16 protein-coding genes, 1 tRNA gene and 1 pseudogene are annotated in these 16,352 nt (G+C 64.4%); 5 read left to right on the plus strand and 13 right to left on the minus strand.

The annotated features are described in order from the left end of the window. Positions 1–194, plus strand: a pseudogene (locus B0W80_RS08515) (maleylacetate reductase); the annotation flags it as partial. A gap of 13 nt (positions 195–207) precedes the next feature. Here the strand turns inward: B0W80_RS08515 and B0W80_RS08520 are convergent. After that, a complete protein-coding gene (locus B0W80_RS08520; RefSeq protein WP_076998699.1) occupies positions 208–1,122 on the minus strand; it encodes a LysR family transcriptional regulator in 915 nt (304 codons plus the stop codon). A 113-nt stretch (positions 1,123–1,235) separates the two neighbouring features. Between B0W80_RS08520 and B0W80_RS08525 the strand changes: the two genes are divergently transcribed. Then, positions 1,236–2,483 carry a glycerophosphodiester phosphodiesterase gene (locus B0W80_RS08525; RefSeq protein WP_076998700.1) on the plus strand — a complete coding sequence of 416 codons (1,248 nt, stop codon included), beginning with the start codon at positions 1,236–1,238 and terminating at the stop codon, positions 2,481–2,483. Next, positions 2,462–2,815 (plus strand): hypothetical protein, encoded by a 354-nt coding sequence (locus tag B0W80_RS34795; RefSeq protein ID WP_143684534.1) that lies wholly within the window; start codon positions 2,462–2,464, stop codon positions 2,813–2,815. The genes B0W80_RS08525 and B0W80_RS34795 overlap by 22 nt, the downstream gene beginning before the upstream one ends. A gap of 6 nt (positions 2,816–2,821) precedes the next feature. On the opposite strand, the gene B0W80_RS08535 is transcribed toward B0W80_RS34795, so the two are convergent. Then, the gene (locus B0W80_RS08535; RefSeq protein ID WP_076998702.1) at positions 2,822–3,412 is read right to left on the minus strand and encodes a TetR/AcrR family transcriptional regulator; all 591 of its coding nucleotides are present in this window, start codon (positions 3,410–3,412) and stop codon (positions 2,822–2,824) included. Positions 3,413–3,511: 99 nt separating this feature from the next. On the opposite strand from B0W80_RS08535, the gene B0W80_RS08540 reads away from it, so the two are divergent. Continuing rightward, positions 3,512–4,723, plus strand: coding sequence for an MFS transporter (locus B0W80_RS08540; protein ID WP_076998703.1), 1,212 nt, complete (start codon positions 3,512–3,514; stop codon positions 4,721–4,723). A 154-nt stretch (positions 4,724–4,877) separates the two neighbouring features. On the opposite strand, the gene B0W80_RS08545 is transcribed toward B0W80_RS08540, so the two are convergent. The 11 genes from B0W80_RS08545 to B0W80_RS08595 all read right to left on the minus strand — a co-directional run bounded on the left by B0W80_RS08545 (position 4,878) and on the right by B0W80_RS08595 (position 15,241). Then, positions 4,878–4,954, minus strand: a tRNA-Pro gene (locus tag B0W80_RS08545). 26 nt (positions 4,955–4,980) lie between these two features. Then, positions 4,981–5,460, minus strand: a complete 480-nt coding sequence (locus tag B0W80_RS08550; protein WP_076998704.1) for a MerR family transcriptional regulator — start codon at positions 5,458–5,460, stop codon at positions 4,981–4,983. A gap of 63 nt (positions 5,461–5,523) precedes the next feature. Next, the gene (locus tag B0W80_RS08555) at positions 5,524–5,895 is read right to left on the minus strand and encodes an integration host factor subunit alpha (RefSeq protein ID WP_076998705.1); all 372 of its coding nucleotides are present in this window, start codon (positions 5,893–5,895) and stop codon (positions 5,524–5,526) included. After that, positions 5,892–8,330: a phenylalanine--tRNA ligase subunit beta gene (gene pheT / locus B0W80_RS08560; protein ID WP_076998706.1), complete on the minus strand. Its 2,439-nt coding sequence runs from the start codon at positions 8,328–8,330 to the stop codon at positions 5,892–5,894. Before pheT ends, B0W80_RS08555 begins: the two co-directional genes overlap by 4 nt. Before the next feature lie 34 nt (positions 8,331–8,364). Continuing rightward, on the minus strand, positions 8,365–9,441 hold the full coding sequence (gene pheS, locus B0W80_RS08565) for a phenylalanine--tRNA ligase subunit alpha (protein WP_076998800.1): 1,077 nt from the start codon (positions 9,439–9,441) through the stop codon (positions 8,365–8,367). Positions 9,442–9,570: 129 nt separating this feature from the next. Continuing rightward, complete coding sequence (gene rplT, locus B0W80_RS08570; RefSeq protein WP_028253492.1) at positions 9,571–9,930, minus strand: 50S ribosomal protein L20; 360 nt, start codon at positions 9,928–9,930, stop codon at positions 9,571–9,573. A gap of 23 nt (positions 9,931–9,953) precedes the next feature. Further along, positions 9,954–10,157, minus strand: a complete 204-nt coding sequence (gene rpmI / locus B0W80_RS08575; protein WP_028253491.1) for a 50S ribosomal protein L35 — start codon at positions 10,155–10,157, stop codon at positions 9,954–9,956. 154 nt (positions 10,158–10,311) lie between these two features. After that, positions 10,312–10,920, minus strand: coding sequence for a translation initiation factor IF-3 (infC, locus tag B0W80_RS08580; RefSeq protein ID WP_076998707.1), 609 nt, complete (start codon positions 10,918–10,920; stop codon positions 10,312–10,314). Positions 10,921–11,019: 99 nt separating this feature from the next. Continuing rightward, positions 11,020–12,927: a threonine--tRNA ligase gene (gene thrS, locus B0W80_RS08585; protein ID WP_076998708.1), complete on the minus strand. Its 1,908-nt coding sequence runs from the start codon at positions 12,925–12,927 to the stop codon at positions 11,020–11,022. 318 nt (positions 12,928–13,245) lie between these two features. Further along, a complete protein-coding gene (aceA, locus tag B0W80_RS08590; RefSeq protein WP_076998709.1) occupies positions 13,246–14,565 on the minus strand; it encodes an isocitrate lyase in 1,320 nt (439 codons plus the stop codon). Positions 14,566–14,833: 268 nt separating this feature from the next. Continuing rightward, complete coding sequence (locus tag B0W80_RS08595; RefSeq protein WP_076998710.1) at positions 14,834–15,241, minus strand: gamma-glutamylcyclotransferase; 408 nt, start codon at positions 15,239–15,241, stop codon at positions 14,834–14,836. Here B0W80_RS08595 and B0W80_RS08600 point away from each other — a divergent pair. Further along, positions 15,240–16,202 (plus strand): DMT family transporter, encoded by a 963-nt coding sequence (locus B0W80_RS08600; RefSeq protein ID WP_179106861.1) that lies wholly within the window; start codon positions 15,240–15,242, stop codon positions 16,200–16,202. The two genes, B0W80_RS08595 and B0W80_RS08600, sit on opposite strands and share 2 nt — an antisense overlap. Positions 16,203–16,352: the final 150 nt, after the last annotated feature.

Here is a 16,352-nt window from a genome sequence, read left to right on the forward strand (position 1 = left end):
TGCAGGCACTGGCCCGCGACAACGGCGCACCCACCGCGCTGAAGGACATCGGCATGAAGGAAGCCGAGCTGGACCGCGCTGCCGAGATCGCGGTGGCCAACCCTTACTGGAACCCGCGGCCCTTCGGCCCAGCCGAGCGCGATGCGATACGCGCGATGCTGCAGCGGGCGTTCGAGGGCGCACCGCCTCGTTGAGCCGTCCGCTCGCTCAGCGCGTCCACTTGCGCTCGTAGTCCATGCGCTCGAAGTGCGCGACCAGAAAATCGATGAAGGTGCGTACCTTCGCCGACATGTGGCGACGGCTTTGGAAGGCGATGTTGATGCGCAGCCGCGGCAGGTCCCAGTCGTCGAGCACGGGCACCAGGCGGCCGGCCACGATGTCTTCGTGAAGGATGTACTTGGGCTGCACCAGGATGCCCAGCCCGTCGAGCGCGGCCGCCCGCAGCACCTGCCCGTCGTTGGATTCAAGCAGGCCCTTGACCTTGAGCGTGCGCTCCTCGTCGCCGCGGCGGAAGCTCAGCGCGTCGGGGTTGTTGGCATAGGTGTAGATCAGCAGGTCGTGCGCAGCCAGCTCGTCCACCGTGCGCGGCGTGCCGCGCCGGTCCAGATAGCCGGGCGAGGCCGCCAGGATTCGGCGGGTTTCGGCCAGGCTGCGGATGGTGATGCCGGAGTCGCTTTCGTACTCGCGCGTGCGGATCGCCACATCGATGTTGTTGTCGATCAGGTCGAGATAGCGGTTGGAGGTTTCCACGTGCACGGTGACCTGCGGATAGCGCGCGGTGTAGTCGCGCAGCAGGGGCGCGATGTGCTGCACCGCGAAGGACAGCGAGGCACTCACGCGCAGCGTGCCGATCGGCTGCGCGGCCGTTGCATGCACTGCGGCATCGGCTTCGCGAAGCTCCGCCAGGATGGTCTTGCAGCGGACGTGGTACTGCTCGCCCATCTCGGTGAGTGCCAGGTGCCGCGTGTTGCGCTGCACCAGCTGCGCTGCCAGCCGCGCCTCCAGCGAGGCGAGGTGCCGGCTGGCTGCAGCATTGGAGAGGCCCACCGCCTCGGCGGCTCGCGACAAGCTGCCGAGCTCCGCGATCTGCACGAACAATTCGATTTCGGTCCAGCGATCCATGCGGCTCCGTTCGGGTGTGGCTCCGCATCTTAGGGGCGGCTGAAACACTTGTTCACTCCGCTGTCATGCGGGCCGCTTACTGTCGCACCCCACCAACCACCGAGGAGACCTTCATGCGTTCGACCCGAAAGCTCTGCACCGCCCTGCTCGCCGCCGGCCTGCTGATGGCCGCCGCCGCACCCGCGGCGGCGCACGATGACCGCGGCGATCGCCGCCGGGCCGACAACGCCCCGCTCGTCATCGGCCACCGCGGCGGCGCCAACGGCTACCTACCCGAGCACACGCTGGAAGCTTATGCCATGGGCGCCATGCTCGGCGCCGACTACATCGAGCCGGACCTGGTGGCTACGAAAGACGGCCACCTGATCGCGCGCCACGAGCCCAACCTGATCGACACGACCAACGTCAAGAGCATCGAGAAATTCGCCAGTCGGCGTCGCACGGTGATGCTCGACGGCGTGCCCACCGACGGCTTTTTCGCGAGCGACTTCACGCTGGCCGAGATCAAGCAGCTGCGCGCCGTGCAGTCCTTCCCCGAGCGCGACCAGTCCTTCAACGGCAAGTTCCAGATCCCGACGCTGCAGGAGGTGATCGAGCTGGCCAAGCGCAAGTCACGCGAGGAAGGTCGCCGCATCGGCATCTATCCCGAAACCAAGCATCCGACGTATCACCAGCAGATCGGCCTGCCGCTGGAGGACCGGCTGCTGAACGTGCTCAGCGCGGCAGGCTGGAACCACCGCAATGCGCCGGTGTTCATCCAGTCGTTCGAGACGGCGAACCTGCGCTACCTTCGCACCCGCACCAGCGTGCGCCTGATCCAGTTGGTGGACGCCAACGACGTGAAGCCCGACGGCACGCTCGACTTCACCAAGCCTTACGACAAGCCCTACGACTGGGTTGTGTCGGGACGCGAGGGCCTGTTCGCCGACCTGCTCACGCCGCGCGGGCTGCAAGAGGTCAAGGGCTATGCCGACGGCATCGGGCCATGGAAGCCCTACCTGATCCCGAGCGCCTGCAAGACCATCCAGAACGGCGCCTGCGCGGACGGGAACGGCGACAAGGTGATCGACGAACGCGACCGCGTGCTGCTGCCGCCGACCAAGGTGATCGCCAACGCGCACCGGCTCGGTCTACTGGTGCATCCCTACACCTTCCGCAGCGAGCAGAAGCGGCTGACCGGCACTTTCGAAGGCAACCCGATCAACGAATACCTGGCCTTCTACGAGGCCGGTGTCGACGGGTTGTTCAGCGACTTCGCCGACACCGCCGTGGCGGCGCGCGCGATGTTCCTGCTCAAGAACGATCCCGACTATGCGAGCTGCCTGGTGAACGCGCGGCGATGCGAACGCAACAACGATTGATCGGCACGGCGGCGGCCGCGCTGCTGGCGGTGGCGCTGGTCGGCCCGGTGCGTGCCGAAGGCGGGCTGCCGGGGTCTCCGCGGGCGGTGAGCGCGCTGCAGGCGGCCGACGCGGTGCAGCTGCCGCAGCCGGCCATCGAGGCGGCGGCCGCCACCGCCGGCGGCGCCGCCCTCAGTCCTTTTGCGGATCGCGCCGACGCGATGCGGGCCGCCGCCACCGCGAATCTCGACGGGGACAATGCCGCCGGCATGCCCGACCTCTCGCTGACGGCCTGGATCGGCCTGCTCGGCCTTGGTGCGTTCGGCTGGCTCGCGCGCCTGGCGTTGCGCTGAACCCGCCTATTTGCGAAGGACCTGCCGCGGCGCGGCATCCTTCACGCACGCCTTGACCGATGCGCGAACGTCGGCCGGCGTGGCCGGCGGAAGGCCGAACACCATGCGGTAGACGATCGGCGCGACGACGCGATCCATGAGCGCATCGACCTTCGGCACCTGCTGCCCGCGGGCCTTGCCGCGCTCGACGATGGCGCCGAGCTGGCCCTTCGCGAACTGCGCGCAGGCGCATGGTTCGCCTGTCGTCTCCAGGTCTCGCGCCGCCACGACATCCCGCACCATCGAGCGGCCGACCTCCGACGTCATCTCGTCGCGGAACTGGTCGGCCCATGCGAGCAGGTCGCCTTGCACCGTGCCCGTGTCGGGCGGCTCGCTGTCCGGCCTCAGCCGTTCGACGGCGACGTCGGCCAGAAGCTCCGACAAATCACCCCAGCGGCGGTAGATGGTCGAGGGCGTGACGCCGGCGCGCGTCGCGATCAACGGCACGGTGATCGCGCCACGGTCCACTTCGTCGAGCAGCTGCCGGGTTGCCAGATGCACCGCGGCCTGGACGCGGGCGCTGCGTCCACCGGGGCGAGGAACGGGTTGTGAGCTCATGACACTGCATTCTAAAGCAAAGCATTTGCGTTAACGATGGATAAGGCTCACAATCCGCAAACGCAATTTCTTTGCCTTAGCGCAAATCGAAGGATCACCATGCAATCCGTTCCCACCGTTTCACCACCCCTGACCGCCGGATGGCCGCAGGCGCGTTGGGGCCATGGCCAGGCGCTCTGGCTCAAGGCCTCGCTCCTGGTGAGCTTTTTGGCCGCATCGACGGCACCCTCGCCGCTGTACGCGCTGTACCGCGACGCCTGGGGCTTCTCCGCGCTGACGTTGACGGTGGTGTTCTCGAGCTACGCCTTCGCGCTGCTGGGCGCGCTGCTGGTTTTCGGCAGGCTCTCCGACCATCGCGGCCGGCGCGAGGTAATCCTGGGCGCGCTGGCGCTGGAGTTCGCGGCCACACTGCTCTTCTGGCGTGCGGACTCGGTGGCCTGGCTGCTGTCGGCGCGCATCCTGCAAGGCATCGCCACCGGCATCGCGACCGGCGCGCTCAGCGCGGGCCTGCTCGATCTGCATCGCGAGCGCGGGCCGCTGGTCAATGGCGTCGCACCGATGGTCGGCATGGCGGCTGGCGCCTTCGGCACCAGCATGCTCGTGCAGTTCGCGCCTGCGCCCACGCAGCTGGTGTTCGACGTGCTGATGGTCGTGTTCGCCTTCCAGATGATCGCGGCGTTGTACCTGCCCGAGACGGTCGAGCGCCGGCCCGGCTCCTGGGCCTCGCTGCGTCCGCGCATCGCGATTCCGGCGCGGGCCCGACCCATGCTGTGGCAGGTGTTGCCGGTCAACACGGCACAGTGGGCGCTGGGTGGCTTCTACCTGTCGCTCGGGCCGACGCTGGCGAGGATCGTCACTGGCAACGATGCGCCACTGGTGGGAGGCGTCTTGATCACGGCCATGGTGCTGAGCAGCGCAGCTGCCATCTTCGCGGTGCGACAGTGGCCGCCGCGCCGGGCGCTCGTGACAGGCGCCACTGCGTTGACGCTGGGCCTGGGCATCAGCCTCACCGGCATCCTGCTGCAATCCACCGCAGCCTTCTTCATCGGTGCAGCGATCGCCGGCCTGGGCTTCGGCTCGGCCTTCAGCGGTTCGCTGCGCAGCCTGGTGTCACTGGCCGAACCGCAGGAACGCGGCGCGCTGATGGCCGGCTTCTATGTGCTGAGCTACCTTGCTTTCAGCGTGCCACCGATCGTGGCAGGGGTGAGCACCGGGCTCTTCGGGTTGTCTGCCACCGCGTTGGGGCTGGGCGGTGTGCTGACATTGATGGCAGGCGCGGCGCTGGTGGCGATGCACAGGCGGACGGGCTGAAGCGTCGAAGGGCCGCGGCATGGCGGCATCGTGCGCAATACAGGAGCACACAGCACGGTACGAGCCCGACGAGCGGCGGATGGCGAAATAAAAAAGGCCCTCGAACATCGCTGCTCGAGGGCCTTTGACTTTGCCGGATGGTGCCGGCGGTGATTGGTCGGTGTGAAAGGATTCGAACCTTCGACCCCTTGCACCCCATGCAAGTGCGCTACCAGGCTGCGCCACACACCGAAGCTCGCGATTATAGCCCGGGGTTTTCAGTGATTCGGACCGAGCAGTTCGCGAATTTCATGGAGCTCGCGCCGCAGGCGCAGCAGTTGAGACACGTCGAGGCCAGGGCCGCCCGCGCTTTCGTCGTCGTGCTCATGCGTCTCCATGTCTTCCTGAAGGGCGGCCTCGAACTCTTCGCGGTCGATCTCTACCGCTTCCATGCCTTCGAGCGGCACTTCTCCGGCCTTGCGCCGCTCGCGCTCGAACTGAACCATTTCCTGCAGCTTGTTGCGTGCGCCGCTGATGGTGAAGCCTTGGTCGTAAAGCAGATCGCGGATGCGCCGGATCATCAGCACTTCGTGATGCTGGTAATAGCGCCGATTGCCGCGCCGCTTCATCGGACGCAACTGCGTGAATTCCTGCTCCCAGTAGCGCAGCACGTGCGGCTTGACCCCGCACAGTTCGGCCACCTCACCGATCGTGAAGTAGCGTTTGACGGGAATGGGCGGCAGGAGTGTTTTCTCCATTGAAATCAAGACGGTGCGAGGGAAACCTGAGAGGTTACTCCACGCTGGGCGGCAACCCAAGATTTATTCGGACCCGAGACTCCACTCGACCTCTTCCGAACCGTCTTCGCCGGCGCTGCCCTGGATCTGCTCCTTGAGCTTGGCGCTGGCATGGAAGGTCGCGACGCGGCGTTCGCCGATCGGAATGGCCTCGCCGGTACGCGGATTGCGCCCGGGGCGCGGCGCCTTGATACGTATCTGGAAATTGCCGAAGCCCGATATCTTGACGTCGGTGCCCTCGATCAGGCTACCGGCGACCAAATCGAAGAAGGCCTCGACCATGTCCTTGGATTCGCGCTTGTTGAGGCCGATCTGTTCGAACAGCAGATCGGCCAGGTGCGCCTTGGTCAGTGCCGGCGTCTCCAGTGCTTCGAGCGTGAAATCCATGATCTTCATACCCGCAGGTGCGCGCCGAGCCGGGCGCTCAATTGTTCGAGGATGGCAGCCACGGCCGCTTCGACCTGTTCGTCGGTGAGCGTGGCGGCATCGCTGTTGAAACGCAGCCGCACGGCCATGCTCTTCTCGCCGCGCGCCAAGCCACCGGAACCGGCCGGCGCATCACGCCCGGCGGGGGGCCGGTAGATGTCGAACAGCATGGCGTCGCGCAGCAGCGCCGGGTCGGCCGCGGCGCGGATGGTGCGCATCAGCGCATCGTGCGTGATGGCTTCCGCCACGACCACCGCGATGTCGCGCTCCACGGCCTGGTGCTTGGGCACGGCCCGCCCCGCCGGCACGGGCCGTGCGGTGACGGCATCGAGTTCGAGTTCGAAGAGCACGGGCGCCTGCGCGAACTCCCACTGCTGGCGCCAGCGCGGATGAAGCTCACCGATCACACCCACCGGCCGGCCGTCGAGCAGCACGCGCGCGGCGCGTCCGGGATGCAGCGCCGGATGCTCGGTGGCCTCGAAGGTAGGCACACGCGGCGCCAGCAAGGCCTCGACGTCGCCCTTGATGTCGAAGAAGTCCGCGCGTTGCGGCTTGCCGTCCCAGCGCTCGGCTTCGGCGTCGCCGAAGGCCAGGCCCGCCACGCGCATCGGCTGGTACACGCCCTTGACAGTGGTGTCGGTGGTGGCAACCGTGTCGTCGCGCAGGAAGACACGTCCGACTTCGAACACGCGAACGCGCGCGGCGCGGCGGTCGAGATTGAACTTCAGCACCTGGAGCAGCGAGCCGACCAGCGACGACCGCATCACGCTCATCTGGCTCGCGATCGGGTTGAGGAGCTTGATGGGGTTGGCGTTGCCCGCGAGTTGCTCTTCCCAGTGCGCCTCGACAAAGCTGAAGTTGATCGTTTCCTGGTAGCCAAGCGCGGCAAGCCGGTGTCGCACTGCGAAATTGCTGCGCTGCGCCTCGGGCCGCACGCGGGCCGTGATCGGCACCAGTGGCGGAAGCGTCGGCAGGTTGTTGTAGCCGACGAGGCGCGCGACTTCTTCGATGAGGTCTTCCTCGATCAGCAGGTCGAAGCGATGCGGCGGCGGCGTGACGACCAGCGTGCCCTCGCCTTCCTCGATCGGGAAACCGAGGCGGCGCAGTGCATCGCGGCACTGGGCCTGGGTCAGCGGCATGCCGATGACGCGGGCAGCACGCGCCACGCGCAACATGACCGACCGCGCTTCGGGCTGACGCAGCGTCTGGTCGTCCATCGGGCCGGGCTCGCCGCCGCAAATCTCGATGATCAGATGCGTGATGCGGTCGATGATCTGCACCGTGCGGCTCGGGTCGACACCGCGCTCGAAGCGATGGCCCGCGTCGGTGGAGAAGTTGTAGCGGCGCGCGCGGCCCTGTATCGCCTCCGGCCACCAGAAGGCAGCCTCGACGTAGATGCTGCGGGTGTCGTCGGACACCGCGGTCGCGTCGCCGCCCATGATGCCGGCGAGCGACTCCACGCCACCGCGTTCATCAGCGATCACGCCGACCTTTTCGTCGAGCGTGACGGTGTTGCCGTTGAGCAGCTTGAGGTGCTCGCCCGCCTTGCCCCAGCGCACGACGAGGCCGCCGTGGATCTTGTCGAGATCGAAGATGTGGCTGGGCTGCCCGTACTCGAACATCACATAGTTCGAGATGTCGACCAGCGGAGAGACGCTGCGCTGCCCGCAGCGCGCCAGGCGCTCGACCATCCAGGCGGGAGTGGAAGCCTTGGTATCGACGCCGCGCACGATGCGTCCGGAGAAGCGGCCGCACAAGTCCGGGGCCTCGACCTTGACCGGCAGTTTGTCGTCGACGGCCACGGGCACCGGCGGGATGGGCGGCGTCTTCAGCGGCGCGCCCGTCAACGCGGCCAGCTCGCGAGCGATGCCGTAGACCGACAGGCCATGCGCAAGATTCGGCGTGAGCTTGAGGGTCAGCAGGGTGTCGTCGAGCTTCAGCAAGTCGCGCACGTTGGCACCCACGGGCGCATCGGCGGACAGTTCGAGCAAGCCGCCGTGGTCTTCGCTCAGCTTCAGTTCACGCGCCGAGCACAACATGCCCTGGCTCTCGACGCCGCGCAGTTTGCCGAGCTTGATCTGGAAGGGCTTGCCGTCTTCACCCGGTGGCAGTTCGGCGCCGACCAACGCCAGCGGCACCTTGATGCCGACACGTGCATTGGGCGCACCGCACACGATGTTCAGCAGCGTGCCCTGCCCCGCGTCGACCTGGCAAACGCGCAGGCGGTCGGCGTTGGGATGCTGGGCTGCTTCCTTGATCTCGCCCACCACCACGCCGCTGAAAGGAGGCGCGGCGGGGCGGCGTTCCTCGACCTCGAGCCCACCCATGGTGAGCGTCTCGGCCAGCGCCTCGCTGTCGATGGGCGGGTTGCAGAACTCGCGCAACCAGGACTCGGGGAATTGCATCTCGCGTTCTCGCTCTGTCTGTCTGTGTGTCTGTTTACTGAAATTGGCTCAGGAAGCGCAGGTCGCCATCGAAGAAAAGGCGCAGGTCGTTCACGCCGTAGCGCAGCATGGTGAGACGGTCCGGTCCCATGCCGAAGGCGAAGCCGATGTAGCGCTCGGGGTCGAGGCCCATGTTCCGCACCACCTGCGGGTGCACCTGGCCCGATCCGGATACCTCGAGCCAACGGCCGGCCAGCGGGCCGGTCTGGAACTGGATGTCGATCTCGGCGCTCGGCTCGGTGAAGGGGAAGAAGCTGGGCCGGAAGCGCAGCACCAGGTCGTCGGTTTCGAAGAAGGTGCGGCAGAAGTCGGTGAAGACGACCTTCAAATCCTTGAAGCTGACGTTCTCGCCCAGCCACAGGCCTTCGCATTGGTGGAACATCGGCGAATGCGTCGCGTCGCTGTCGACGCGATAGGTACGACCGGGCGCGATCACGCGGATCTCGGGGGCCTTTACGGTGCCGGTGGTGTCGGCGGCAGCTGCTGCAAATTCGGCCGCGTACTTCTTGATGTGCTGCTGCGCGTAGCGCACCTGCATCGGGCTCGTGTGCGGCCGCAGGTTGTAGGGAATGCCGTCTTCGCCGTTGATGTCGACGTAGAAAGTGTCCTGCATCGAGCGAGCGGGATGGTTCGGCGGGTTGTTGAGCGAGGTGAAGCTGTGCCAGTCGCTCTCGACTTCGGGGCCGTCTGCGACGTCGAAGCCCATGCTCGAAAAGATGGCCTCGATGCGCTCCATCGTGCGGCTGACCGGGTGGAGCCCGCCGCCTGCGCGCCGGCGGCCGGGCAAAGTCACGTCGAGTGCCTCGGCGCGGAGCTGCACGGCCAATTCCTCATCGGCGAGCTGGTGACGGCGCTCGGTCAGCGCGGCCTCGATGGCCTGCTTGGCCACATTGATCGCGGCACCGCGCGACTTCTTCTCGTCGACAGCCAGAGCGGCCATACCCTTCATCAATTCGGTGATGCGCCCGGACTTGCCAAGAAACTGGGCCTTCGCATTCTCGAGATCGGCCGGCGCCTTGGCTTCGGCGAAGGCTGCACGGGCGGTATCGACCAGGGAGTCCAACTCGTTCATGGAATTCTTGAGCTCAAAAAAGTAAAAGGCCGGCGCCGGGAACAAAAAAGGGCTGGAGCCCTTTCAAGCGCCAGCCCTTGTGCCGTGGGCGCAGGCGGCCGTCCGAAGAACGGCAACCTGCTTGCGGGATCAAGCGGCCAGCTTGGCCTTGACCTGCTCCACGATGCCGGCAAAAGCGGCTTTGTCGTGCACGGCGATATCGGCCAGGACCTTGCGGTCGATCTCGATACCAGCCTTGCGGATGCCGTTGGCGAACTGGCTGTAGGTCAGGCCCAATTCACGCGAAGCGGCATTGATACGAGCGATCCACAGTTGGCGGAACACGCGCTTCTTGGTACGACGGTCACGGTAGGCGTATTGGCCCGCCTTCATCACCGCCTGCTTGGCGATGCGGAAGACGTTGCCGCGACGACCGCGGAAACCCTTGGCGAGTGCGAGAACCTTCTTGTGGCGGGCGCGAGCCGTTACACCACGTTTGACGCGAGGCATGTGTGTACTCCTTGTTCGTCGAGTTAAATGCCGCTGCCGGGCAACATGGCGGCCATGGAAACCATGTTGGTCTCATGCACCGCCGTTGCACCACGCAGGTGACGCTTGTTCTTGGTGGTCTTCTTGGTCAGGATGTGACGCTTGAAGGCTTGACCGCGCTTGACGGTGCCACCGGGACGAACGCGGAAACGCTTTTTCGCGCTGCTCTTGGTCTTCATTTTGGGCATATGAATGCTCCTTTAATTTGTGCTCGTGAGGCGCCGCGGAAGATTCCGTCGGACTTGTAGGCCCCGAGACACTTCTTCATCCCGCCGCTGCCTGCGCCCGAAGACGCTGGCAATGACGAAATCCTTCAACCCTGCTACTGCTACTTGCCGCGGCTCAAGCCGCAGCGGGTGCCGCCGTCGGCTCGGTGGCCGGCTTGGCTGTGCCGCCCTTCTTGCGGCCCGGCGCGATCATCATGATCATCTGCCGCCCCTCGAGCTTCGGAAACTGCTCGACCACGATCGCATCGCCGAGTTCGTCGCGAATGCGCTGCAGAAGCGCCAGTCCAAGCTCTTGGTGCGTGATCTCGCGCCCCCGGAAGCGCAGCGTGATCTTGCATTTGTCGCCGTCATCGAGAAAGCGCCGGATATTGCGCATCTTGATGTTGTAGTCGCCGTCGTCGGTACCGGGGCGGAACTTGACTTCCTTGACCTCGATGACCTTCTGCTTCGATTTCGCCTCGGCGGCCTTCTTCTGCTCGTGGTACTTGAACTTGCCGTACTCGATCAGACGGCAGACCGGCGGGTTGGCCGCCGCGACCACTTCCACCAGGTCCACGTCCTGCTCGCCAGCCAGCCGCAAGGCCTCGGCAAGACTCACGACGCCCAATTGCTCGTTCTCGGGCCCGATCAGGCGGACTTCCGGGGCCATGATTTCCCGGTTCAGGCGGTGTTGGCGTTCCTCGCGGTGGCGGCGGTCGCGAAATGCAGTAGCGATGGTCAGAATCCTTCAATCAAATCTGCTACAGAAACTGTAGCGAACACCGTCGAATCCACGCTCACAAGCAGCTTGATCGTCGAAATCAGCCTTTGAATCGGATGAAATTCAAAGCTTGTGTTGGATGTCGTGGGCGACCTTTTGCGAGAACGCCTCTACCGACATGACACCGAGGTCAACATTGCCTCGGGCGCGCACTGCGACGGCACCTGCTTCCTTCTCCTTGTCGCCTACAACGAGGATGTAGGGAAGCTTTTGCAACGAATGCTTCCGTATTTTATACGTAATCTTCTCGTTGTGCAGGTCGAGCGAAACTCTAAGCCCTTGATTTTGCAGCGTTTTCGCAACTTGAGATGCGTAGTCGGCTTGGCCTTCGCTGATGTTGAGCACTGCGACGTGCACAGGCGCCAGCCACGCGGGCAATGCGCCAGCGTGGTGTTCGATCAGCATGCCGATGAATCGCTCCAGGCTGCCGACAATCGCCCGATGCAGCATCACGGGGTGCGCGCGGCCACTGGACTCCGTCACGTACTCGGCGCCCAGGCGCTCGGCCATGTTGAAGTCGACCTGCATCGTGCCGCACTGCCATTGCCGTCCGATGGCGTCGCGTAGCGTGTATTCGATCTTCGGACCGTAGAACGCACCCTCGCCCGGCGAGATGACGAAGTCGACGCCCGAGCGGCGAAGCGCTTCCATCAACGCGCCCTCGGCTTTGTCCCAGAGCTCATCCGAGCCGATGCGGTTGTCGGGGCGCGTGGCGACCTTGTAGAGGATGTCCTTGAAGCCGAAATCGCTGTAGACCTTCAGAAGCTGTTCCGTATAGGCCACGCACTCGTCGAGGATGTGGTTCTCCGTGCAAAAGACGTGACCGTCGTCCTGCGTGAATCCACGCACGCGCATGATTCCGTGCAGGCCGCCAGAAGGCTCGTTGCGATGGCACTGCCCGAACTCGCCGTAGCGGATCGGCAGATCGCGATAGCTGCGCAAGTCGCTTTTGAAGATCAACACGTGGCCGGGACAGTTCATCGGCTTGAGCGCGTAGTCACGCTTCTCCGATTCCGTCGTGAACATGTTCTCGCGGTAGTTCTGCCAGTGACCCGTCTTCTCCCACAAGCTCTTGTCGAGAATCTGTGGCCCCTTGACCTCTTGATAGCCCGTGTCGCGATAGACCTGACGCATGTACTGCTCGACCGCCTGCCAGATGGCCCAGCCCTTGGGATGCCAGAACACCACGCCGGGCGCGACCTCGTCGATGTGGAACAGGTCCAGTTCCTTGCCGAGCCTGCGATGGTCCCGCTTCTCGGCTTCCTCGATGCGGCGAACGTAGTCGTCCAACTGCTTCTTATCGGCCCAGGCCGTGCCATAAATGCGCTGCAGCTGCTCGTTGCGCGCGTCGCCGCGCCAGTACGCACCAGCCAGTTTCGTGAGCTTGAAGACCTTGAGGAAGCGCGTGTTCGGCACATGCGGGCCGCGGCACATGTCGACGTATTCCTGGTGGTAGTACAGGCCCATCGCCTTCTCGTCGGGCATGTCTTCGACCAGCCGCAGCTTGTAGTCCTCACCGCGCGACTTGAACACCTCGACGACCTGATCGCGCGGCGTCATCTTCTTGATGACGTCATAGTCCTGCGCGATCAGCTCGCGCATGCGCGCCTCGATCGCCTGCATGTCTTCGGGCGTGAACGGGCGCTCATAGGAGATGTCGTAGTAGAAGCCCTCATCGATGACCGGTCCGATCACCATCTTCGCCGTGGGATAAAGCTGCTTGACCGCATGGCCGACCAAGTGCGCCGTCGAGTGCCGAATGATCTCGAGGCCATCGTCGTCCTTGGGCGTGATGATCTGCAGTTTCGCGTCCTGCTCGATCAGGTCGCTCGCATCGACCAGCCGACCGTCGACCTTGCCGGCAACCGTCATCTTCGCGAGACCGGGACCGATGGACTTGGCAACATCGGCTACCGAAACCGGGCCTGGGAACTCGCGGCGCGAGTTGTCGGGAAGCGTGATCTGAATCATGGAAAACCTCGGAGAAAAACAAAACGCGGTCCGTGGACCGCGCTTGGTGATGAGCTAGGTGCTGGAAGCTTCCAGCGCGCGGCCTACCAGCCTCTTCCTTCAGGGAAAAAGCCGCTCGATGCTTGCGGAGTAGTTCGCGGTGTCATAACCAGGATGCCTTTCTCGCCCTTGTTGCTGCTGCGTGCTGCAGCGATGACGGAAGCTCGCGATTCTAGCGGTTGTCTTCACGGCCTGGAAACACCGTTCTTGGACCCGCACGACCGAAAAAAATCCCCGCGGATTGCTCACGCGGGGATGAAGCTTAGTGACAGCGGGGAATCAGTGGAATTGCTCTTCCTCGGTCGACCCGGTGAGCGCAGTCACGCTCGACTTGCCGCCCTGGATCACGGTAGTGACTTCATCGAAATAGCCGGTGCCAACTTCCTGCTGGTGCGACACGAAGGTGTAGCCGCGGTCGCGCGCCGCGAACTCGGGCTCCTGCACTTTCTCGACATAGGCCGACATGCCGCGCTGCACGTAGTCCTGCGCCAGATCGAACATGTTGAACCACATCGAATGGATGCCGGCCAGCGTGATGAACTGGTACTTGTAGCCCATGGCACCAAGTTCGCGCTGGAACTTGGCAATGGTCGCGTCGTCGAGGTTTTTCTTCCAGTTGAAGGAAGGCGAGCAGTTGTAGGCCAGCATCTTGCCCGGGTGCACCTTGTGCACGGCCTCGGCAAACTTGCGCGCGAACTCCAGGTCCGGCGTGCCGGTCTCGCACCACACGAGGTCGGCGTAGTGAGCGTACGCAACAGCGCGAGAAATCGCCTGGTCGATGCCCTTCTTGGTCTTGTAGAAGCCTTCGGCGGTGCGCTCGCCGGTCAGAAAAGGCTTGTCGTTCTCGTCGTAGTCGCTCGTCAACAAGTCGGCTGCTTCGGCGTCGGTACGGGCGATCACCAGCGTCGGGGTACCGCAAACGTCAGCCGCCATTCGCGCAGCAATCAGCTTCTGCACTGCCTCGGTGGTCGGCACGAGCACCTTGCCACCCATGTGGCCACACTTCTTGACGGACGCGAGTTGGTCCTCGAAATGCACGCCGCCTGCGCCGGCGCGGATCATGGCCTTCATCAACTCGAAACCGTTGAGCACGCCGCCAAAGCCGGCTTCGGCATCGGCCACGATGGGCGCGAAGTAGTCGACGTAGCCCTTGTCGCCCGGGTTCGTGCCCTTCGACCACTGGATCTCGTCTGCACGGCGGAACGTGTTGTTGATGCGCTCGACCACCGTCGGCACCGAATCCACCGGGTAGAGCGATTGATCGGGATACATCGCGGCATAGCTGTTGTTGTCGGCTGCAACCTGCCAGCCGGACAGGTAGATCGCCTTCACGCCTGCCTTCACCTGCTGCATCGCCTGGCCACCCGTCAACGCGCCGAGGCAATTGACGTAGGGCTCGTTGTTCACCAAGTCCCACAGCTTCTCGGCGCCGCGGCGCGCGAGCGTGTGCTCGATCGGGAACGAGCCGCGCAGGCGAACGACGTCGGCGGCGCTGTAGCCGCGCTTGATACCCTTCCAGCGCGGATTGGTTGCCCATTCCTTTTCGAGGGCGGCGATCTGCTGTTCGCGGCTCAATTGTTCTGTGATGGTCTGTGGCATGTTCACTCCAAGGTGCAAGGGTTGATTGAGAAATGGGGCACTGCGCCCTTGGGCCCTACTGTATGCCGTGATCATTTGTCTTATGTCTTATAGAAGACATTTTTTTGAGCCAACAAAATCAATAACTTAGCGCGCCGTTTTCTCGATACAAAATTCTCTTTCTCATATCAAGAAAAAATACTGCGGCGCAGCATGCTTCGATTTCGCGATACGCAATGCTTCACTCAGTTCATGAAAACAGCACGCTTCGAAGAATGGCGTCGCCGGCTTACGGCTCGCGTTGTTGGCACGAGAACCAGTCGCCAGAGCCGATCACGCGTCTCCCGGCGATGCGCGAGGGGTGGATCTCGTAGACCAAACACGCAAGCTCGTCGTTGCCCACCCTCACTCGCACCTCGCGCCTGATGTACTCGCCGTTGCCATCGGGCTCGACCTCCTCCAATCGATCGAGTTGGGCCTCCAGCGATTCCGTGATCGCGTAGACCTCGCCCGCCACCCGCCCGCTGCCGTCGAGCACCACCCCCGGATAGCCGCCAAGGTCGTAAAGCGTGCCGTGCACCGATGCATAGCCGACGAACAGCGGCGGCGGTTCGAAGCGCGCAATGTCATTGCGCCCTCCGCGGCGCAATGTCCCGTACACGAACACGTGCCGGGTGCTGTGAATGGATTGGGGCATGATCCTCGCCTCGATTTGGAACCACCCCAGTCTATTGAACCCCGCCCGCCCTGCACCCAGCCGCATCGTTGCCTACGGCTGCCTCGCGCTCAGCATGTCTCTGGTCGGTAGCTACGTCGCACTCTCCAAACCGCTGGTGATCGCCTTTCCGGTCTTGCTGCTGGCCTGGCTGCGCTTCGGCATCGCGGCGCTGGCCATGCCGCATTGGTTGCGGCGTCCGCCCGACGAGCCGGCGATGAACGCGCGCACGCGCGGCCTCGTTTTCCTCGAGTCCTTCCTCGGCAACTTCCTGTTCTCGATCTGCATGCTGTTCGGCGTGAGCATGACGACTGCCGTGTCGGCAGGCGTGATCATGGCCTCGATCCCCGCCGTGGTCGCGATCGGCAGCCGGGTCTTCCTGCGAGAAGCGATCACGCGGCGCACCGCGCTCGCGATCGCCTGCGCCGCGGGCGGCATCAGCCTGCTCGCCATTGCGCCGAGCCAGGCGGCTGCGCATCCGACGGGCAGCGCAACGTCTGCGATGCCGTGGCTCGGCAACCTGCTGGTGTTCTGCGCCGTGCTCTGCGAGGCGGCATACGCCGTGATCGGCAAATCGCTTACCGGCAAGCTGAGCCCCAAGCGCATCTCCGCGCTCATCAACCTGTGGGGCTTCGCGCTGTCGACACCACTGGGCCTGTGGTTCGCGCTGCATTTCGATTTCGCTTCGGTCTCGCCTGGCCTCTGGGGCCTGCTGGTGGTCTATGCGCTGGCCGCGAGCATCTGGACCGTGTGGCTTTGGATGACGGGCCTGAAGGGCGTGCCGGCCTCGCAGGCCGGCGTGTTCACCGTGATGCTGCCAGTGAGTGCAGCGCTGGTCGGCGTGCTCGTGCTGGGCGAGAGTCTGTCGTCTCTGCAGGTCGGTGCATTCGCCCTCGCGCTCCTCGGCGTGGTGCTCGCGACCTGGCCTTCGCGGCGCAGCTGAAGCGCTTCGAGGCCACTCCAGAGGGAAAAACACCTCTTCTCCCCTCTGAAAAAACAACAGCTCCCAATGAAAAATCGCCTTTTTCCCTTGGAAACGCGTTTTTTCTCCTTTAGCATCCGCAATGCCAGTGGAGACAGCGTTTTTCATTGG

The organism is Variovorax sp. KK3, from assembly GCF_001984055.1.
Taxonomy (GTDB): Bacteria; Pseudomonadota; Gammaproteobacteria; order Burkholderiales; family Burkholderiaceae_C; genus Variovorax.